The 19,636-nt window shown below is 45.2% G+C and carries 21 protein-coding genes; 2 read left to right on the plus strand and 19 right to left on the minus strand.

Annotated elements, in window-relative coordinates:
- Window positions 1-72 precede the first annotated feature (72 nt).
- The 3 genes from DXC04_RS09910 to tet(O/32/O) all read right to left on the minus strand — a co-directional run bounded on the left by DXC04_RS09910 (window position 73) and on the right by tet(O/32/O) (window position 4,372).
- On the minus strand, window positions 73-582 hold the full coding sequence (locus DXC04_RS09910) for a sigma-70 family RNA polymerase sigma factor (protein WP_105116765.1): 510 nt from the start codon (window positions 580-582) through the stop codon (window positions 73-75).
- 599 nt (window positions 583-1,181) lie between these two features.
- Window positions 1,182-2,402, minus strand: coding sequence for a tetracycline efflux MFS transporter Tet(40) (gene tet(40), locus DXC04_RS09920; RefSeq protein WP_118660938.1), 1,221 nt, complete (start codon window positions 2,400-2,402; stop codon window positions 1,182-1,184).
- Between the two features lie 50 nt (window positions 2,403-2,452).
- Window positions 2,453-4,372 carry a tetracycline resistance ribosomal protection mosaic protein Tet(O/32/O) gene (gene tet(O/32/O) / locus DXC04_RS09925; RefSeq protein ID WP_118442958.1) on the minus strand — a complete coding sequence of 640 codons (1,920 nt, stop codon included), beginning with the start codon at window positions 4,370-4,372 and terminating at the stop codon, window positions 2,453-2,455.
- Window positions 4,373-4,799: 427 nt separating this feature from the next.
- Between tet(O/32/O) and DXC04_RS09930 the strand changes: the two genes are divergently transcribed.
- Together DXC04_RS09930 and DXC04_RS09935 are read left to right on the plus strand one after the other, a co-directional pair.
- Entirely contained in the window at window positions 4,800-5,132 is a 333-nt protein-coding gene (locus DXC04_RS09930) for a hypothetical protein (RefSeq protein WP_015573057.1), read from the plus strand.
- Entirely contained in the window at window positions 5,119-5,340 is a 222-nt protein-coding gene (locus DXC04_RS09935; protein WP_015573058.1) for a hypothetical protein, read from the plus strand. The genes DXC04_RS09930 and DXC04_RS09935 overlap by 14 nt, the downstream gene beginning before the upstream one ends.
- 58 nt (window positions 5,341-5,398) lie before the next feature.
- Here the strand turns inward: DXC04_RS09935 and DXC04_RS09940 are convergent, their stop codons facing one another.
- The 16 genes from DXC04_RS09940 to DXC04_RS10015 all read right to left on the minus strand — a co-directional run bounded on the left by DXC04_RS09940 (window position 5,399) and on the right by DXC04_RS10015 (window position 19,623).
- A complete protein-coding gene (locus DXC04_RS09940) occupies window positions 5,399-7,108 on the minus strand; it encodes a CHAP domain-containing protein (RefSeq protein WP_015573059.1) in 1,710 nt (569 codons plus the stop codon).
- 40 nt (window positions 7,109-7,148) lie between these two features.
- On the minus strand, window positions 7,149-7,919 hold the full coding sequence (gene srtB / locus DXC04_RS09945) for a class B sortase (protein WP_015573060.1): 771 nt from the start codon (window positions 7,917-7,919) through the stop codon (window positions 7,149-7,151).
- A 37-nt stretch (window positions 7,920-7,956) separates the two neighbouring features.
- Window positions 7,957-10,290: a VirB4-like conjugal transfer ATPase, CD1110 family gene (locus tag DXC04_RS09950; protein WP_015573061.1), complete on the minus strand. Its 2,334-nt coding sequence runs from the start codon at window positions 10,288-10,290 to the stop codon at window positions 7,957-7,959.
- A complete protein-coding gene (locus DXC04_RS09955; RefSeq protein WP_015573062.1) occupies window positions 10,283-10,648 on the minus strand; it encodes a PrgI family protein in 366 nt (121 codons plus the stop codon). Before DXC04_RS09955 ends, DXC04_RS09950 begins: the two co-directional genes overlap by 8 nt.
- Window positions 10,648-10,833: a hypothetical protein gene (locus DXC04_RS09960; RefSeq protein WP_015573063.1), complete on the minus strand. Its 186-nt coding sequence runs from the start codon at window positions 10,831-10,833 to the stop codon at window positions 10,648-10,650. Before DXC04_RS09960 ends, DXC04_RS09955 begins: the two co-directional genes overlap by 1 nt.
- Before the next feature lie 14 nt (window positions 10,834-10,847).
- Window positions 10,848-11,684: a hypothetical protein gene (locus tag DXC04_RS09965; protein WP_118660939.1), complete on the minus strand. Its 837-nt coding sequence runs from the start codon at window positions 11,682-11,684 to the stop codon at window positions 10,848-10,850.
- A 73-nt stretch (window positions 11,685-11,757) separates the two neighbouring features.
- On the minus strand, window positions 11,758-12,117 hold the full coding sequence (locus DXC04_RS09970; RefSeq protein WP_014635894.1) for a glutamyl-tRNA amidotransferase subunit A: 360 nt from the start codon (window positions 12,115-12,117) through the stop codon (window positions 11,758-11,760).
- A 14-nt stretch (window positions 12,118-12,131) separates the two neighbouring features.
- Window positions 12,132-13,928, minus strand: coding sequence for a VirD4-like conjugal transfer protein, CD1115 family (locus DXC04_RS09975; RefSeq protein ID WP_024721685.1), 1,797 nt, complete (start codon window positions 13,926-13,928; stop codon window positions 12,132-12,134).
- Window positions 13,915-14,118, minus strand: a complete 204-nt coding sequence (locus DXC04_RS09980) for a hypothetical protein (RefSeq protein ID WP_002606285.1) — start codon at window positions 14,116-14,118, stop codon at window positions 13,915-13,917. Before DXC04_RS09980 ends, DXC04_RS09975 begins: the two co-directional genes overlap by 14 nt.
- Window positions 14,119-14,127: 9 nt before the next feature.
- A complete protein-coding gene (locus DXC04_RS09985) occupies window positions 14,128-15,012 on the minus strand; it encodes a hypothetical protein (RefSeq protein ID WP_015573064.1) in 885 nt (294 codons plus the stop codon).
- Between the two features lie 5 nt (window positions 15,013-15,017).
- Entirely contained in the window at window positions 15,018-15,812 is a 795-nt protein-coding gene (locus DXC04_RS09990) for a PcfB family protein (protein ID WP_003525219.1), read from the minus strand.
- Window positions 15,796-17,166: a relaxase/mobilization nuclease domain-containing protein gene (locus tag DXC04_RS09995; RefSeq protein WP_024721688.1), complete on the minus strand. Its 1,371-nt coding sequence runs from the start codon at window positions 17,164-17,166 to the stop codon at window positions 15,796-15,798. The genes DXC04_RS09990 and DXC04_RS09995 overlap by 17 nt, the downstream gene beginning before the upstream one ends.
- On the minus strand, window positions 17,157-17,498 hold the full coding sequence (locus DXC04_RS10000; RefSeq protein ID WP_024721689.1) for a plasmid mobilization protein: 342 nt from the start codon (window positions 17,496-17,498) through the stop codon (window positions 17,157-17,159). Before DXC04_RS10000 ends, DXC04_RS09995 begins: the two co-directional genes overlap by 10 nt.
- Window positions 17,479-17,622 carry a DUF3789 domain-containing protein gene (locus DXC04_RS16285; protein WP_081721142.1) on the minus strand — a complete coding sequence of 48 codons (144 nt, stop codon included), beginning with the start codon at window positions 17,620-17,622 and terminating at the stop codon, window positions 17,479-17,481. Before DXC04_RS16285 ends, DXC04_RS10000 begins: the two co-directional genes overlap by 20 nt.
- A 133-nt stretch (window positions 17,623-17,755) precedes the next feature.
- A complete protein-coding gene (locus DXC04_RS10010) occupies window positions 17,756-18,673 on the minus strand; it encodes a DUF3846 domain-containing protein (protein ID WP_102364678.1) in 918 nt (305 codons plus the stop codon).
- Window positions 18,670-19,623 carry a DUF3991 and TOPRIM domain-containing protein gene (locus DXC04_RS10015; RefSeq protein WP_024721691.1) on the minus strand — a complete coding sequence of 318 codons (954 nt, stop codon included), beginning with the start codon at window positions 19,621-19,623 and terminating at the stop codon, window positions 18,670-18,672. The genes DXC04_RS10010 and DXC04_RS10015 overlap by 4 nt, the downstream gene beginning before the upstream one ends.
- Window positions 19,624-19,636: the final 13 nt, after the last annotated feature.

Genomic DNA, 19,636 nt, shown 5'->3' on the forward strand with positions numbered 1-19,636 from the left:
TGATTGAGAGGGCAGAGAAAAGCCCCCTCATCTTCCCAAAGGAAAAAACAAGGGGGCTGAACGCCTTAAATTTTAATTTTCTATTATCTTTCTTAGTTTTATTAGGATTCTGGCTTTGCGTTTGTTTACAACGCTCTGGGTTATGCCCAACCTCGCCCCGACTTCACGCTCGGAAAGTCCGTCAAAAAAGATTGCCTGTATCAGCTCCTGTTCACTATCCGACAGCAAAGGCAGGGCGGCTTTCAGCCTGTCCACCATGACCGCATTGACAACGGTTTCTGCAATGTCCACCGCTTCATCAGTGATAAAGTCCAGAGGATTCCCCTCGCTGTCCGTAAATCCGTCGAGAGATAGCAGTCTATTCTTTGTATCTAATTTTTGCAGATAACGCCACCGTTCCTTGTCACGGTAGAAGTCTGTGTATTGCTCCCTCACGACTTCAAGCAGACAGCCTTGAATGGGGATAAACAGCTTGTCCATATAGGTCTGGTCGGATTCCCTGCAACGGCAGAACTCCGTGTAGGATAATTCCACATAGCCGCCACTTTCTCTGATATATACCTTTCTTGGTGCATATTTCACCATAAATACCTCCCATCTGAATTTTTGAAATGTAAAAAATCCAGATGGAGAGGCGGAGAACGACACCGCATATCAGAAACAGCCCTACGGCACTTTCCAACAAAAATCGACAAAAGAAAAACCGCAAAGGCTCTGTGACCTTTACGGTTATAGGAAATAGTAATTCTATTGTATGGAGATTGTACTTCTACTTTCAAGGTGAGAAGTACCGTTGCACTGGCAGAAATTTTTTTAACTGGTTTCCTGCCGTTCTCTGATATGCTATGTATTGATAAATTTTGCTTCGTATGAGCAGATAGATAACTGCCCGAAAAAAGGACATAAAAAAATCCCTCCAAATTTAAAAACAAATTCAGAGGGTAATTTAGGGTATAACAAAATAACCCACCCGAATATCGTTTTTTTTATTTGGTGAGTTTGTTCTTTCAAATACGAAACAAATGCTCATGTACGGTAAAGTATCACAAGAAAATTATGTCGAATTGACAGCCGCCTCCGCTATACCGAATAAGGAAATAAAGAGTCCTCAAATTTTGCGCTACTAAATGAAGACGAGCGGAAGTAATCTCCCGCTCGTCAGTAAACTTAACTATGCCATATCAATCCCGCTTCTTTCCCGCCACCGGCACTAAGAACAGCGCGGGCAACAGCAGGAAAGCGGTACAGACCAGCCCCCAGGGTATGGACACCTGCTGGGCTACCAGCCCCACAATAGGCCCGCCGATGATCTGCCCGAAAGAGTCCAGCTGTCCGCTGGTGGAAAAGACTGTGGCGCGCATTTTCTCATCCACCTGGTCGTTCATCCAGGCGGCCAGCACAGGCTCCTTGATGGTGCGCATAAGCCCCGCCAGCAGGAACACCAACAACATGAACCAAAAGCTCCGCCCCACCGCGAAGAGAACCAGGAACAGGATATACCCGGCGCTGGTGGACATGACCACACTGGTTCGGCTGACAGTCCCTTTTTTCTCCATGCGGGCGATGAGCAACTGAGAAGCCAGAATACCTAAGCCGTTGCCGATAAGACTGATAACACCGAACCAAGTGACGCTGTTCAGCGGCCCGATAACGGGTATTACCGTGTCATCCAGAAAATGAGCGGTGGAGAGCCGGTCAAAGCCTTCACTGGCAAGTCCCCCGCATAGTGTGATTGCTAAGAGCGCCAGCAACACAGGTGCGCCTTTCACAAAGCCCAGGTTGAGCTTGAACAGGCAGACAAAGTCTTTAAGCAAGCCCTGCCGTTCCTCAATAGCAGGGGAGAAGTTGGTTTCTGGCATGATGCGAACCATCACCAGCCCCAACAACAAGCACAAACTGCCCCCCAAGATGACAGGCATTTGCAGGTTTATGTTTCCCAGCAGTGTGCCCAGCACCACGCCCAGAACGCCGCCGATTTGCCCCATTTGACTGCCCCGCAGGAACACCTTGTCTATGGGTTTGTCCTCTTCCTCCGAGGCAATCCACGCCTCCAGAGCGCCGGTGATGAAGGTATCACCGCAACCCCAGACAACCTGGGCCAGCAGAACCGGCGCGAACCACGGTAGCGCACCCTCCATCAGAAAGCCCAGGCCGTAGAGGAACATTCCAATCAGCACCGAGCGCCGACGGCTATACAAATCCGCCACCACACCGGTGGGCATCTCGAACAGAAAGCAGGAGGTCTCCTGAACCGTCCCTACCAGGACAAGCTGGAAAGCATCCAGCTGCACCACCTCCAGGTGGTACACGATGGAAAGCACTGTGGACATAGAAACCGCCAGGGAACAGACAAATCGGAACAGCAGGTAGACAGAATATGCCTTTGAATTTTTAGCAAACATGAAGTTACATTCTCCTTTCAAATCTCATTTTATATGACTTTTGCAAGCTGTTAAGCTAACTTGTGGAACATATGCCGAACCTTATCTATACGGCTATTCGGGCGGCGGGGTTGGCAAATAAATTTACCAATAGCTGGCTGGTATCCTTTTAACTCTGTCAAGCAGACTCCCTGCCCATTTGTGAAATAAGTTAAATCGTTCCTGTATTCTTGAATACATCTAGCAGGGATTTCTCCTTTCAGAATGACCTCGTCATTCTTTATCTGAGTACTTACAATATCTGCACAATACCTTGGAGCATCATGATACGCCCGTGAGAGATATTCCTGCGGTGCATAAATTTCAAAGTGGAGATATGGCTCTAATAGTTCTGTCCCTGCTTTTTTTAAAGCCTGCTCCAATACGATAGGGGAAAGCAGCCGAAAGTCTGCGGGGGTACTTACAGGACTATAATACAATCCATATTCAAAACAGATTTTACAGTCTGTCACTTTCCATCCATACAGCCCCTGCTCGCAGCCATAAAGAACCCCCTCCATAACCGCATTTTGGAACGATTGATTTAAATATCCAAGTGAAACTCTGCTTTCATACTGCACTCCGCTTCCAATAGGGAGCGGCTCTATGGACAACCCGACAGAAGCCCAGAAAGGATTTGGCGGGACTTCTATGTGGATGGTATATTCTGCTTTTCTAAGCGGTCTTTCCAGATAAATAACCGAAGGCTCTTTCATAGCCACGCCCACATGATATTTTTCTTCTAATAGCGAACAAATAACTTCTAACTGTACTTTTCCCAAAAAAGATAATATAATCTCATGTGTAACAGTATCAATGTCAAAATGCAAAAGAGGGTCTGTATCAGCAATCTCTGTGAGGGCATTTAACAGGGCTTCCCTTTGCTCCGGCTTTTGCGGCTCTACCGTTGTCCGAAGTAATGGCATGGGATTATCAATCCGTGTTTTGTGAGGCAGGAGTTTTTCATTTCCCAGAATATCGTTCAGTTTCAAAGTATCATCAGCTAAAATAACAATTTCTCCCGGACAGGCATGGTCAACCGGGACGATTTCACCATTTGACGGAATACACATTTCTGTAATCTTTATTTTTTCCTTTTTTGACAGCAGCAGGGTATCCCGTAAATGGAGCGTCCCATGATACAGGCGTAAATAAGAAAGCCGTTTTTTCCGCTCTGTATACTCAACCTTAAAAACATATCCACATAATTCAGACTGAATATCGTCTGTTTCTGTAATGAAAGTTTCTGTAATCGCTTCAATCAGTTTTTCTGTTCCTAAATTGTCTTTTGCACTCCCATGATAAACAGGAAACAAAGAGCAGCATCTGGTTCTTTTGCACTTTTCATATTGTAATTCCTGTATATCCAAAGAATCCTCTGCAACATATCGTTCTAATAGTTCATCGCTTCCGGAAATAATCATATCCCATTTGTCCAAATCAGAAATATCGGTCATGGTTATCTTTGGCGACAGGGAAACCTCCTGCATGACAATCATATCACTGGTAAGTTTATCTTTAATGCTTTGGTAAACACGCTGTAGGTCGATTCCATTTTGGTCTATCTTATTTATAAAGATAATTGTCGGAATGTTCATTTTCTGAAGCGCATGGAATAATATACGCGTCTGTGCCTGTACGCCGTCTTTTGCCGAAATGACTAAAACAGCTCCGTCAAGGACAGATAAAGCACGGTATGCTTCGGTTAAAAAATCCATATGGCCTGGCGTATCTATAATGTTGACTTTTACATCCTCCCACTGAAAAGATGTCACTGCTGTCTGGATAGTGATTCCCCTTTGACGCTCCAAATTCATTGTATCTGTCCTTGTTGTGCCTTCATCTACGCTCCCTAGTTCTGCAATTGCACCACTGGTATACAATAAACTTTCCGTTAATGTTGTCTTTCCTGCGTCAACGTGAGCCAGAATGCCTAAGTTAATTATTTTCATGTGATTTTCCTCCTATCAACACCCAAAAAAGGGCATAAAAATACCCAGTGATAAATACTCCTATCACTGGGTAAATAACTCCAATAGCCCCAAAACACTTATATGTTTTCGGGCATATAAAATTACATGATAAAAGTATTCTTAAACTGGGTACAAAAAACTAAGCCCCATATTAAAAGTGAAACGGGACTGCTACTTTTTGTTCCCACTATCAAATTGACAGTTTATTTAAGAATACCTTGCCGCATATTTATTAACTCCTTGTATAATACTGAATCTAATTATATTCCTTAACCCTTTATTTGTCAAGCCTATATTTAAAGAACATAATAGAAAACTGTTCTGACAGATTTAGAGTATGTGATATTTTACACAATAATATCAAGCAATATGAAAGATACTAAAGTCAAGCGAAAGAAAAAATGTTATGGATTATTTGAAAACGGCAGATGAAATTGTTGATGTCTATTTTGTCACATATATAGAGTCTTGTGATAAGAATAATAATTCACATTCTACATCTTGGAGAAATAGATATATAGGTCAAGACGGTGTTATCTATATTCTTAAGAATGGAAACAGACAATTCTTTGTTTGGCATCCTGTTGACGATGATTTTAAACCAATTACTTCTTTGGGAATTATTAGTTCCCGTGATGATTATTATATTAAAAAGAACAATCTATTAGTAACAACTCAGAATTCCATTTACAAATTCAGGCTTATCAACAAGGAGGTGAACACTGATGATAAAACTTAACAAAATGGAACAAAATGAATATAACGCTTTTATTGTTGCTGTTGTTCCTTCATTATTACCCGGCACATACCACTTTAGAGACTTTTTCACAAATAGAGTTACATCTGCAAGAATCGGTCGTAAATTCTATGAAGATGTTGTCAATGGTATATATCCGCATATTTCTCTTGTTGGGACAAAGGCTTCAGAAGGTTATATTTGTTCTTGAGTAAATACCTGATTTCTCATAATGTACTTGATGGCTACTCAAACGAGCAGCCATCTTTTTAATATGCCGGAATACCGTATCCGTAGATAACAGAGCTTCCGACAGGGTATGTTTTGGTTCTGCAAGTGTCGCCTGAGTTGCCCTCAACGGTATAGACTGTACCGTTTTCGCATTTCTGAACAATACCGGTGTGGTCTGTCACACCGTCGCCCTCCCAGTCAAAGAAAATGATTGTACCGGGCGAAGGCTCATACGAACCGTCTGCCCACTGTCCTCGGTCTCTGAACCATTGTACACCGTTTACACAGCCGGCATACTTTGGAATAATACCGGCGTCGATATATCCGCACTCGTTAGCACACCAAGAGACGAAGCAGGCACACCATTCTACACGGGAGTCAAATCCGTACCAAGACCAGTAAGGCTGACCGCCTACATTACCCACCTGTGACAAGGCAACCGTTACGATTTGGTCGTCGCTGTATCCGATACCGTAAAGCACCTGAGACCATAGTTGATTGTTTTCGTCCTTTAGCAGCTCGGCAAGATACTCTTTCTGCTCCTGATTAAATCCGTACATAGCCGCCATTTCATCAACGGTCTTGTGCGATACCGTGATATACAGGAAAGTTTCTGTTACTGTGGTTTCGGTCTGTACGATGTTGCCGTGTCCGTCGTCGCTTTCTTCGATTTCGGTATGGGTTTTCGTTTCCGTTCGGGAAGAAATATCGTTCATTTCCCAAAAAATATCCGACAGTAGCTGCTTCTTGGTTTCATCAACCGTAGCAACCTCCATCGGATTGTCGGGGTCGGTATTCACTTTAACAGAATAGACCGCAAGAACATCTTTCCAAACAGCTCTGCTTCCGCTCATTTCAAGCACATCATAGCTTACAGAGTTCTTTTCCTGTTCCAATCGGTCATCATATTCCTGATTGATTTCCTGAACGACTGTCTGCATTGACATTCCCGTGCCGGAATCCTCTCCCGAAAAGAAGATACCGAACACAGAACCTGCAATCAAGGCTACAAGACATAGCACAATAATTACTACCACCGCAACCCAACCGCCGGCAGCGATAGCGGCAATAAGACCTTTTACCGCCGCTATGATTGCTTTTACTGCGGCAATGGTGGCTTTGGCTGCGGCTTTAATCGTAGCGGCTGTTGCTTTGGCTGTGGCTTTTGCCGCCTGTGCCGCTTTCTGCGAAGCCTTAACTGTCGCCTGAGCTGTTTTCTGTGCCGCTTTTGCCGCTTGCTGACTGGTTTTTATCGCAGTCTTTGCAGTCTGCTCAGCCGTCTTAACCGATTTCTGTGCGGTCTTTGTTGCTTCTTTTCCGGCAAACTTAATGGTTTTCTTTCCGGAGGAAGTGGCAGACTGCTTTATGGTCTTTTCCGCCTTATCGACAGTCTTAATCGCAGAGCTTGTGTTTTGCGAAGCCTGTTTTCTCAAAGACTGCTCGGCTCGCTGCTGCTTGAAACGCTGAATACCGTCCTTTGCGGTGCGGATATTCTCTTTTGTGGTTTCAAGTCCCTTTCGTCCCGCCTTGTCAAACGCATAGGCACCATCGTGAAACACCTCGTCAATACCGCTTTCCAGTTTATCGGAAGCGTATTCCTCGGCAGAACTGCTGTTGGCATTTACCGACCGCTCCGCCTTTTCTTTTGTTGCGATATACGCCTGCTTCATTCGTTGGGTTGCGACGGCAGCCTTATCTATTGTTCGTATCGTACCTTTTGCATTGTCTTTCGTTTTAATATCAGCCATACAATCCCTCCTTCCTATGCAGGCTGAACTACCTGTTGTATTATTCGTTTATTAGCTTCGCCACTACAACAAGTCTGCCGTTTGTCCGGGAATACTCACAGGTGGAAAGGGTCAGGAGCTTGTCGCCGTATTCGGCGGTTATGCCGGTTTCGTAAAGCGACAGTTTCTTGCACTTCTCAACATAGGCAGTGAAATCCTCGGCGGTGTCCGCATTGACGAACTGATAATATTTGAAGCTGTCGGGACTATCCGTATATACTACGGTTTTGAACACGGCAATTACTTCATAGGTCTGTCTATCGGTCAGCGTATCAAAGGATACTGTTTTGTGCTTTTCCCAAAAGCTCTTGTCCTTGAATTTCATAAGACCGGCGAACATAGAGCCGTCGTTCATATGATGACCGTAGATAATGATATTGTCGCTTGGCAGTTCCATATCGCAGTTTTCCTGAACATAAGGACAGCCGTAGTCGGTGTATGCCTTATCAAAGCCGTGCTTCAGATAGAAGTTCGGGTTGTCCTTTGACTGCATAACGGGATAATTGATTTTTGTGTCCTCAACCTTAATCCAGCCGACCATATCGTTATTTTGCAGATAAAGCTCCTGATACTCCGGGATAAAGGTCTTTTCTTCGGAGTAGTTCATCAGCTCTGTGGTTTCTTCAGGCTCGGTCTCCACAACCTCAATCAGATTGTCGTACATCTCAGCCTGCTTTGCAGAGTCGCAATAGTGCTTGATGAGAAAACCTGAACTGACGGCAAATACAATGCTGAAAGCACAGATTATGGCAATATAGATTTTGTTTTTCATAGGTGTTTCCTTTCTCATTTACAGAATAGGGCAAGGGTTATGCACCCTCGCCCGGTTTGGTTGTCATCAGCTTATACAGCTTCGTATTCTTCGGGAACTTATTTGCAAACGGCACAAGCGAACTGCCGACCTTAATCAATCCGTGTCCTGCGTCAACATTCGTGATATACGAAAGCTGGAGGTCAGAAATGTTAAGGAGCTTTGCAAGCTCAATTCTGTCGGTTGACGCCTGATTGAGCATAATCAAAAACTCGCTGTTTGCAAGCATAGTTCTCGCTGTATGGCTCTGCAAAAGGTCGTCCACATTCTGTGTAATGCCGGTGGCATAAGCGCCGTACTTTCTTACACGCTTCCAAAGCGTAAACAGGAAGTTTGCAGAATACTCGTGCTGGAACAGGAGGTAGATTTCATCAATGAAGATAAAGGTCTGCTTACCTTTAGCACGGTTCTGTGTAATACGGTTCAGAATAGAGTCGAGGACGACAAGCATACCGATAGGCATAAGCTGCTTGCCGAGGTCAAGAATGTCATAACAGATAAGTCGGTTATCCGTATCAACATTGGTTGGCTTTGCAAAGGTATTCAAAGAACCGTGAGTAAACAGCTCGATAGCAAGGGCGATTTCCTTTGCTTCCGGCTCGTCCTGTTTCAAAAGCTCCGCACGAAAATCCTGCAAGGTAGGAACAGTACCGGTATATCCTCTCTGCTGATAGTCTCGGTAAACACTTGCCGTACAACGGTCGATGATAGATTTCTGCTTTGCTCCGAGGTTTGTACCGCCGATAAGCTGTTCGCAAAGGGACATAATGAACTCGGATTTCAGGATAACCGGGTTTGCTCCGTCGCCGTATTCCTTGTTCATATCCATCGCATTGATATGGCTCGGAGAAGTAGCGGAAATATTGATTATTTCGCCGCCGAGAGCTTTTACAAGCTGCGAATACTCTCGCTCAGGGTCTATGATAATAACATCTGCATTGGAGGAAAGAATGATATTTTCAATTTCACCCTTTGCCGCAAAGGATTTTCCGCCGCCGGATACGCCGAGAATAAAAGAGTTGCCGTTGAGTAGCTGTCTGCGGTCGGCAATAATCATATTTTTACTGATGACATTCTGACCGTAGTAAATGCCGTTTTCGTGGTAAATGTCCTGAACCCTGAAGGGAATAAAGACCGCAAGGCTTTCTGTGGTAAGGGTTCTGAATGCGTCAATCTTGCGTGTTCCAAAGGGCATAGCCGTATTCAGTCCGTCCATCTGCTGATACTTGAGAACGGCAAACTGGCACAAATGCTTTCTTGCCGTAGTAAGCAGAGCTTCGGTGTCGTTATCAAGCTGTTCTTTGGAGTCCGCAGTATGAACCATAGTGAGTACAGCGAACATCATTCGCTGATCACGAGTGGTAAGGTCATCAAGGAACTCCTTCATTTCCTTTTTCTGCTGTTCCATATCATACGGAACGGTAGCGGAAAAGTTATTGTTCTGATTCTGCTTTCTCTGCCAGTTGGTTATATTCGTCTCAACCCCAAGCAGTCTGCTCTCTGCTTCTCGCACCGCTTCATCGGTAGGAACAGGTACGATGTCAATGGACATCATCAGGTTGCGGTTCAGGTCGGTAAGCTCGGCTACCATACTGTCCTTGATATAGGAAGCGTACTCACGAAGAAAAAGGACTCTCCCGTAACGGTTTCCCATTTTGAAGTAGTCCTTTTCAAATTCCATTGTATCGGGGCAAACATAATCCTTGAAATCGTGTCCCTTCTTTCTCGTTTCCTTAATATTGAAGTGGTAGGCGGTTTCCTCCCCGACACGGAAGAAATCGTGGACAATTCTCAGTCTCTCATCGGTTTCAAGCTCCACACATTTGCTTCCGAGTCTTGCAAAGTGGGCAATCAGGTCAGCACCGACACGGGCAAAATAGGTTCGTGCGTCCTCCACGCTCTTTTTATTGATGGAGATAGTAACATATTTATCCTGAACGATGGCATTTGCCCCGGTTGCCTTGTCGAGAAGCATTTTGTTATATTCCTCTCGGTAAACATCAAGCTCATCGCCGGTTTCGGGGATAAGAATGGTTTTCTCAAAGTCAAGACGGTTAAGCCGTCTGTTGTTGATAGTCAGCTTTGTAGTAGCTCCGCTGTCAAGAGAGTTGAGAAGCTCGGAGTATTCAAGGAACATTGCTTCCTTATCCTCACGGCTCGCTACGGCATAGTTAATATCCGTGAACTTGAAGCTTTTGGAATACTTGTCCTTGCCTACACGGAAAATGCCGTCATCATAAATAGCGGTAATGGGAATACAATCCTGTACGCCCTTTGGTACTACGAACTTTTCTTTGTCCTGCTTTAACAGGTTTGTAAGAGTTTTAATCATTGTTCTTATAAGCCTCCTTCTGTTTTTGTTCGATTGTCGGTTTCATCAATTCGTAATAGGTGTTGGTGGAATGAAAGACCAGCTTTTTCGGCATAAGGAACTCGGACTTTATCCACGCCCATATAAATTTCTCAGCCGTCATTCCGTTGTATTTCACAAAGCCGAGAGCCGCAAAAGGGGCAGCTCCCAAAATGCACACCCACGATACAGTTTCTGTTCCGAGGTACGGTTTTAGGAGGAAGTAAAGTCCTACCGCTACCGCACAGGCGAGGACAGAAAAAATGAACTGTCTGAGCGACAGTCCAAAAAACATTGACTCTGTGTAATTTCGTATCTCTCGGTTAATTTTGACTTCCATCAAAAGCTCCTTTCTCTGCGATATGCTTGTTTTGCGTGACGGATTTCATCAGAGCAGACGCAGGTGTCCGCAAGGCAAATCACATTGCCGTTTTTCTTTCCTCCGTAATACACACAATATTTGCAGTCGCAGTCGGCAGGCGTATAGCCCTGCCATCTATCGTTATTATTCTTGTTTTTCTTCATCAGAGAACCTCCCGTTATAAGCCCATCATTTCACGGATAATTCGGTCGCTCATCTTAACCGCACCGACAAGCACAAGCATATTGAATACCAGTTCGCCGATATATGCCCATACCTGAGTAACGGCTGCTGCGTCAGGGTTCACTACCGGCGGCGTAGAAGCAAATAGGGAGAAGATGATACAAGCAAGTACAATTACTGCTCCCTCAAGCAAAACGGCACAGTAGCTCTTTATAAAGCTCTTACCCACATTCTGCGACGGTTTTCCGGCAAATGTGGAAAGCGGTATCGGAGCGAGAGCAGTGTACATATACAGCTTGAAAAATCGTCCGTACACCGTCATTATCATAATGAACGACAAGACCGTGATAAACAGTCCGCCGATAAGAGTAACCGCCCACAATGGGATACTTTCAAAAAATCCGCAGCTTTCAATGGTTGTTACCATTTCAGCAGGTAAAGTTGTTTGATTGGGCGTACCGAATCCCGCAGATGTCATAATGGTTGAAATCGTACCTTGTACGATGTCGAACAGGGCAAGCATAAGCTCCAGCCCGTAGGTAATCACACCTTTGGCAATGGCAAAGCGGATAAACAGCTTTAATGCGTGTTCCGGTTTCTTTACATCGGTAAAACTTCCGCAGGTGCGAACCACACCGACAACAAAAAACAGAACAAGCAGGGCAAGACCGATAGCCTGAACTGCTCCGTTGATATTCACCATTACCGACCAAATACTGCCGCCTTTGAACTGTTGCGGCGAAGTGGTTAGCAACTGCCATATTTCCGAAAGCTTGCTGTTCCAAGTTTCAAGGGCATTTTCGAGGTTCTGAACTACCCAGTTATCACTCATCTGTTTGCACCTCCTTTAAGATTAGGGGCATACCTGAAATGCCAGGTATGCCCCGTTTGATAACTGTGTTCTCTTAACCGGTAATAAGGGTAAGGATTTCCTTTGCAAAGGTAATGATGATACCGCCTGCAAGAGTCAGGAAACCGTTGGCTCTCTGAGACGGGTCGTGAGACTTCAAAGAGAGACCGACCTGAACGATACCGAAGCCAAGCAGGATAAGACCGATGGCACGGATAAGACCGAAGATGAAATCGGACAGATTGTTGACTACGGTAATCGGGTCGCTGGCGGCAAAAGCGGTAACGCTCATACCGCAAACAAGAGTTGCTGCTGCGATTACGGCGCAGTAAGCACGGAAGCCTTTCTGAACCTTTCCGGTCATAGGCAGCTTCTGAGTAGTTTTCTTTTCGTTGTTCTTCTTAAAAATGTTCATTGTGTTTTCCTCCGTTAAAATAAGTTTTTATTCACTTCAAAATCCTCATCGGACAGAAGTTCGTAATTGGTTTCTCCGTAGCTTTCCTCCGGAAGTTCTTCCGGGTCAATAGAAAGAACGGAAATTGATGAGTGCTTGATGGTCACTTCGCCGTGTTTATATGCAGAAGCCTTTCCATCGGTTGTAAGTGCCACATTCGGGTGCTTCAAGATGTCGTACTTGAAGTCCATAACGGGGCGTTCTCCACGAATAAACAGAATTGCATATTGGTTATCAAGCATACGAACCTCATCAGGAGTAAGAAGCTCTCGACCGCTAATCTGATAATTTGTGGAGTAGTTGCCGCTTCGACCGGTACTTTTTCCGAAAGTGTTGGTATCAATGGTTTCCTTGCCGAGAAGCTCGGACACATATTTGTGGGTGCTTTGCTCGTTGCCGCCGAGATATAAAAACTCGTCGCAGTTACCTACAATGCTTTCCCATTGCTTTTCAAACAAGGCTTTAAGCTGTGCCAAGTTCTGCAAGATAATACTTACCGATACCCCACGGGAACGCATAACCGAAAGAATTTTGTCGAAGTCATCAGGGAGTGAAACATTCGCAAACTCGTCCATCAAAAAATGAACGGGAACGGGAAGCGAGCCGCCGTGAATATGGTCGGCAGCATAAAACAACTGCTGAAAAAGCTGTGTGTAAAGGATAGATACCAAGAAGTTAAAGCTGGAATCGTTATCCGGTATCAAAGCGAACAGAGCGACCTTTTTCTCTCCGAGTGACGGGAGGTCAAGCTCGTCTGTGGTGGTTAAAGAAGCAAGACTTTCAAGGTTGAACTTTTCCAGTCTTGCCGCAAGGGTTATCTGTATGGACTTTAAGGTTTTCGCCGCACCTGAATGATAGGAACGGTAATACTTCAAAGCAATGTGGTCGGGATTCGACATCTCCAATTCCGCAAACAGTTCATCAAGAGGAGAAGGTCTTGTGTCCTCCTCGTCCTCAATCGCACCGGCTCTGAGCATTTCCATTATCATTGCAAAGTTCTGTTCATCTTCGGGTGCTTCATAATGAAGATAAAATACAAGTGCAAGCAAAAGCATTGAAGCCGAGGTATCCCAAAAGGGGTCTTGTGATTGACTTCCTTTCGGAGTGGTACTCTTAAAAAGGTTCGTCACGAGCTTTTGCACATCGTTGTCATTCTGCAAATAGACAAACGGGTTATAGCAATGGCTTTTCTCCATTGAAATCAAATCGAGAACACGGACTTCATAGCCTTTGCTTTCAAGCAGCTTTCCGGTATCTCGGAGAATTTCGCCCTTTGGGTCAAGAATGACAAATGATGTGTTGCACTGCATAAGATTCGGCTTGCAGTAAAACCTTGTCTTACCGGCTCCCGAACCGCCGCACACAAGGGTGTTTAAGTTTCTTCGGTGTTTCTTTGCATTGAGTCCGATACAGACATTTTGCGTCATCAGCTTATTTGCAGAAGCCGGAGACTGTCTGTATTTTTTGTTTACGGCTCTTGCATTGCCCCATTTTGCAGAACCGTGTTCTTCACGCCTTCGGTAATTCTTCTGTGTTGAGAAGTAAATCCCAATACCCATTGCATAGCAGAGAAGCAAAACGAGGACAGTTTTTAGGCTGTCCTCGCATAGCTCAATATGAAATGGTTCGTTGAACGCTGTTAATAGGCTCGGCAGTATTTCCGGCAATCCTCCTTTTACAGAGGGTGCAATCAGAAGTGCCAGCCATACGACCGGGATAATACCGATGACGGAAAGAATAATAGCAGACTGCCTCTCGTTATCTCGATTCACAGGAGCGTTCCTTTTCGATAACTTTGAACTTTTTCTTTGGGGCAGTTCCGACCTTGATGATAAGGTCGTCCACCGCATCGGTAGATTTGCCCTCGTTCATCAAATCTGTTTTCTCGTCGTTGAGAGAACGGATAATAATGCCGTGTTCATAATCGTCCAATGCGATATGATACATTTCTTCCTTCGCCATAGTCTCACCTTATCTTTCGTAGTCTTTGCTTCGTTCCTGCTTTTTCTTGTAAAGCTCATCGGAAACACGGGAGTGAATATCCGCCATTGCGTTTCTCGTTTTGGAAAGCTCATAGCGAATGTCCTTCGGCTCTTTGCCGGCGAGCTTTTCAGGGATACGGTTGATAGCAAAATTCTGTGTATCGACGCCGTACTTTTTGCAAAGCATATAGCCGATACATACTGCCTGAAAGCCCATATCCGCTCTGCTGTAACTGTCGCTGTTGATAGAGAGCTGTGCGTGGCCAAGCTCCTGTGCTACGCACTGAGCGACCGCTACGCTGTCTCCCACATCACGCTTTACATACAAGGTCTGTTCCTCGTTGTTATAAAACGCCGCCATATTGGGATACGGAAGCTCATTTGTTGCTTCCACTTCAACCGGGGAAGAATCCAGCATAACGGTAATGAGTGCTTTCGGGTCACGGTTGACAGTCGGTGCAGGCGGTCTTTTGCCGTTGGTCTGCGAAACATCAAAGACCTTTTTCACATTGTAGGAAATGCCGGTCGTACCGTCTTTCTTTGCATACTCGACAGGTTCAAGAATGGAAATGCTTTTCGCACCTTTCTGAATTTTCACATTATCTTTGCTCCAGTCATCAAAGTTTTTAAGCTGGCTTGCTTCGGGAAGCTGCTTGAAAATCAGAAGTGCGTTGACCGCAGAGTATCTGTCAAGACGGCTCTGCGTATCAAGGAAGGCTTTGAACTTTTCCGGGTCGGAAACAATCGCCTTTGCGGTGTCGTCCGCCATCTGATATACGGCTTCTTTTTCAGCCTTCATCTTCTCGGCATATTCCTCTTTGGAAAGTCGTTTGCTCTGCTGTCCTGCCTTAGCAGGGGTAAAATTGTTTGTCATTGTGATTACCTCTCTTTCACATTTTTGCTTTTAGGTTTCGGCTGCTGGTGTACGGTCTGTGCCGGGGCGTTCTTGACTTCCGGCTTTGATACCTCCGGCTCTTTGCGTTCTGCTTCTTTCTGCTGCTTGGACTGTGCCTTATATCGGTCAAGCTTTGCTTTTACCGACGGCTTTCTCTGTCTGTCGCTTACAGTACCCTTATCAGTTTGCATATCTACCGGCTCGGAGTCGTGCCTTGACGGAGGGTTTTTGTCCGTTTTGGCGACTGTGGGGTTTGACTGGGAATACCCCTCTTTCTGAATAGGTTTTCTGACGGCTTCCTCAGTGATGATTTCGTTTTTGGTTTTCGTCGGCTTGTCTTTCTCCAAAGCTTCACGCTTTTCGACAGCCTTCTGAGACTCGGTGACAATCGCAGCCTTATCAACTTTACCGAGTTCAAATCTCTCAACGATTCTCTGAATTTTGGAAGCGTCCTCTGCACGGGCAATAATATCAATCGGGACATTATCGCCCTTTGTGTTTTTATCCCTGAGTACGCAGTAGAGAACGCCGTAGCGTTTTGCCTGCTCGGTAAACTTCTTCAAGTCCTTGTTGGGGATAGAAAACACCTTCAGCTCCTTGCCCGACTTAATCATATTAGTAAGTCGAGCCTTGCCTTTTGTTTTCTGTTCCTGTTTGAGAACAGAGACTAAAAGAACGGCAATATTCTTTGCTGCCGCTCCGCTTAATTTTGCGGCTACTTCAAAGCCTTCAAGCGATAGCCTGACGACCTGTTCTGCCGCATCACCTCCGTTTGTCATTACGGTTCTGCTCCTTTCGTTCTTGTTTTTCTTCGTAAACTCTTACCGTTTCAAGGTTGGCTTCAATAACCTTTGACCTTTCGGCTATGTCATCACAAAGACCGACCTCTTTGCGGAGAGTCCACAGCTTGCTCGTGATTGCCGTAATCTGCTCTTTGACATTTGATAGCTCATCGTCACTCAAATTTCTTCTTAACTGTTTTCGCAGGTGCGTTCTATCGTCAGTCAAGGATTTGATTTGCGACAACACGGACTCTTTATATGAGAAAAGCTGCTCGTCGGTAGAAATGTTCTCCCGTCCAAGCAGCCTTGTCTCCTGAGTGATTTTGTCGAGCTTCAGCAAATCTTCTTTCAAAAGATAGTGAAGCCTTGCGGTATTCTGTTTTTTGTACTTCGGCAGATAACCCAGCTTATAGCAGTAATGCAGATACAGCCCATACAGTCCGCCGACCTTTTTGACTTTGTGTTCTCTTGTGGGCATTCGGTACTGCCTGACTCTTACCGTTTCCTTTGCAAAAGGAACGATAAGAACCTTTTGATTTTCCGTCAGCCTACGCTTGATTGCGTCCTCGGTATAATTCTCTCCGAGTGATTTAAGTCGTATCGGCTTCTTGTATCCTTTCGGGACAATCGTCCAATACTTTCGACTGTCGCTGAGACAATGTTCATAGCCCATCTGAGTCAGGATATAATCAAAGGTCTTTAAGTTGGTGCTGTGTGCAATCGCTTCATCAATGGCGTCACGGGTCATTGAATATCGGCTCGGCATACCGGCTTGTTCCTGCTTGTAGTAATAAGAGGATTGCTTACTGCGGTTTGGGTTCGGATTGTAATACAGTCCGTACTTTTCACAAAGGCAGTCGGCAACCAAACGAAACTTGAACCACGCTTTTTCGTCGCCCCATAACCGCTTGCCGTCCACAAAGGAAACGGAGTTTATTACATAATGACAGTGCAGGTGTTTCGTGTTCAGATGAGTAGTAACCACCACCTGAAATCTTTTGCCCCACACTTCGTTTGCAAATTCCATTCCGATTTTCTGTGCAAGCTCCGGGGATATGTCCTGTTCCTTAAAGCTCAGGTATCCGTGATAGGCTTGAATGCCGTCGTCTTTGCCGTATGCTTTTTTTACAGATATAAACTGGTCTCTTGCGGTCGCAGGGTTGCAGTTGATACCCTCTACGAAAAACTCACGCTCGGTTTTTTCTTCGTCCTTTGCATAGCTGAGAACATCACGGAGAGCCTGATACTGTTCCTCGGTGTAAATGTCTGCCGCCGTCTTTTCGGGATTGGCGGCATAGTCGATTACCTGACCGAGCCTTGATGTGACCGACCACAATTTACTTACTGCCATTTCATATCGCTCTTATCGGGTCTTAAAAAAGTACGCTCCACATCAGCCTGAAACTTGTGCCAACGCTCGGCTTCCTTTTTGAGCTGCGGTGCGTCCACAAATCCGAGGGTGTTTGCTTTCGCCGCAAGCTGATTGATGTTGTTGCCGATAGCGGAAAGCTCACGCATAACATCGTAAAATCTTTCATCGGGCTTTTCTCTCGGCTCGTATCCTCTGAGAAGCAAACGGATAAGTCCGCCTTCGGAAAGACACGCCCGCTTTGCTTTTTTCTGCAAATCCTGAGCTTCTGCCTTGTTCATCAGAATGTGCTTTTCAATGTTTCTCTTGCTCATTTTTATCGCTGTCCTTTCTGTAAATATAGTGTCTGTCCCGGTTTATCTGAAACAGGCACATTGTTGTTACTCCGAAAAAGCCGCCGATGAGTAACCCGGCGGCGACCAATACTATCTCCCGCAAAGCTTATGCTCCTTTCTTGCTTGGGGTATTAGGGGCAACCCCTAACGAGTGTACCGTTTTGGACATTCCTGTCCATAAATGGTCTGCTCGCTAAGATTATGCAGACACTCAGGGTTGCCCCATAGATTGACTCTTATCTCTCCATATCCTTTGAGACAGGCTTATACGGCTTTGCTTCAATACCGTCCAAGGACTTATAAAATCTCTCCGGGTATTTGAACTTTTCCTCGTACTTACGAGCCAGTTCTTTCGGCATACTGAGGAACTTTTCCGACTCAATCGGTGCGTATGCAATGAAGAACTTGCCGGCAATAATGTCGAGCATTTCACGGTTGCTGTCGTCTTTCACATAACATTTTTCAATCTTCCAACCATCCTTGCCGCCGTGTTCATCAGCCATATACGCTTCCAGTCGCACACATTTATCCGAGCCGTCAAGGGAAGAAGCATAGATAGAATATCCTCCCATACCCTCAATGAAAGCCTTATTGTTACTGCTGACAACATAGGTTCTTTGTTCCTCTGTGTAAGGCTTGTCAAAGCTGTCATCCGTAAAAACAATATATCCGGTCGTGTGGTTTCTTTCTTTTTCTGCCTGCCGGAAATGAGCTTTCAACTGCGGATAACTCATCTCAACATTCTCAGGCTCGGAATAAACTGCCCTGTTCAACGGCAAGCCGTTCATCTTTCCTTCATCGTTGCAGATGATGGCAACTTCGTCCTCAAAGGGCATATATTCTTCAATATCTCCCTCCACAAGAGACTGCATTGCTTCAAGCGTATCCTCGATTTCAATGAGCTTCGGATACCTGCCCGGCTCAACAAGAATGACGGAAATCTTCTCAGGTGCTTCTACCTTTTCAAAGGTATCCTCGTTAATATTCAAGGCGAGGGAGCTTCCGTTTTCCCAACTCATATGAATCTGTCCGGCGTCGTCAACGAATTTAACCGTTCCTTTCAGACCGTAGGGCATTTGACTTTCGCCAGCCATTTCAGTGAGTACAATCTGCGTTCCCTCCGGGTACATTTCTCTGATTTCTTTTAGTTTCATCGTGCAAAACTCCTTTCGGTTTTATCTTTTATTCCCAAGCGTTTACAAAGAAAGTCGTTGACATCTTTCCCATATTGGGGAGGGTCGTCAACGACTTCATACTTATCTGAAAGAATCGTCTGCAACGCTTTGGTCGCTTTTCTTCCGGCAATATCATTGTCCAAATGAAGAACAATTCGCCTGATTGTTTTGTCCTTTTCAAGCAGCCTGCCGAGTGTAACAGGCACTTTCGAGTCCTCGATTTTCTGCTTTGGGGAATACACTCCCGCAAGAGAAACAAGGTTAAACTGTCGCCAGTCTTTGCCCTCCAGCTTCATCAAAGTTGCATAGGAAAGCAGGTCAATGGCACACTCAAAAAGATGAACCTCTCCGGTGTTCTCGGCAGTCAGGCGGAAAGAATATTGCTTTTTGCTTCCGGTGCAGTCGCCCATAATTCTTGATTGATTTGTTGCTCTGTATGCGGCGTATTTAGGTTCTTTGTTCTCGTCATAGCCGATAAAAACAGCATTATGATATGGGAGCGACTCGATGATTAGCTTCTGTTCCAAGCAGTAGTTGATAATTTCATAATCAATCCCACGCCCGAAAAGATAATCAAATACCACATCGGTAGTGGGGCTTTTTTCAGGCAGAAGCAAAGGCTGGTTCTCATAACTTTTGATGTTTTCACAAGTCGGAAAGCTGACTGAACCGTTTCCCATAATGGTCTGAACCGCCTCCACAAAATCCATTCCACGGACTTTGATAAGGTAATCGAGGGCAGATTTGCCCCCGATACCTCTCGACCACCACATCCATTTGCCGTTGGAAATCTTCAAGCTGTCGTGGGTTCTTGTGGTGTAGGTGTTACTTGAAAATTTAACAAGCTCGCCCGGTTCATACTCTCTAAGATAGGTTAATAAATCCATTCGTTTGGCTTCGGTTATGACTTCCGGTGCAATATACGGCATAATTATCACCGCC

This window comes from Dorea sp. OM07-5, assembly GCF_003481355.1.
GTDB lineage: Bacteria > Bacillota > Clostridia > Lachnospirales > Lachnospiraceae > Dorea_D > Dorea_D hominis.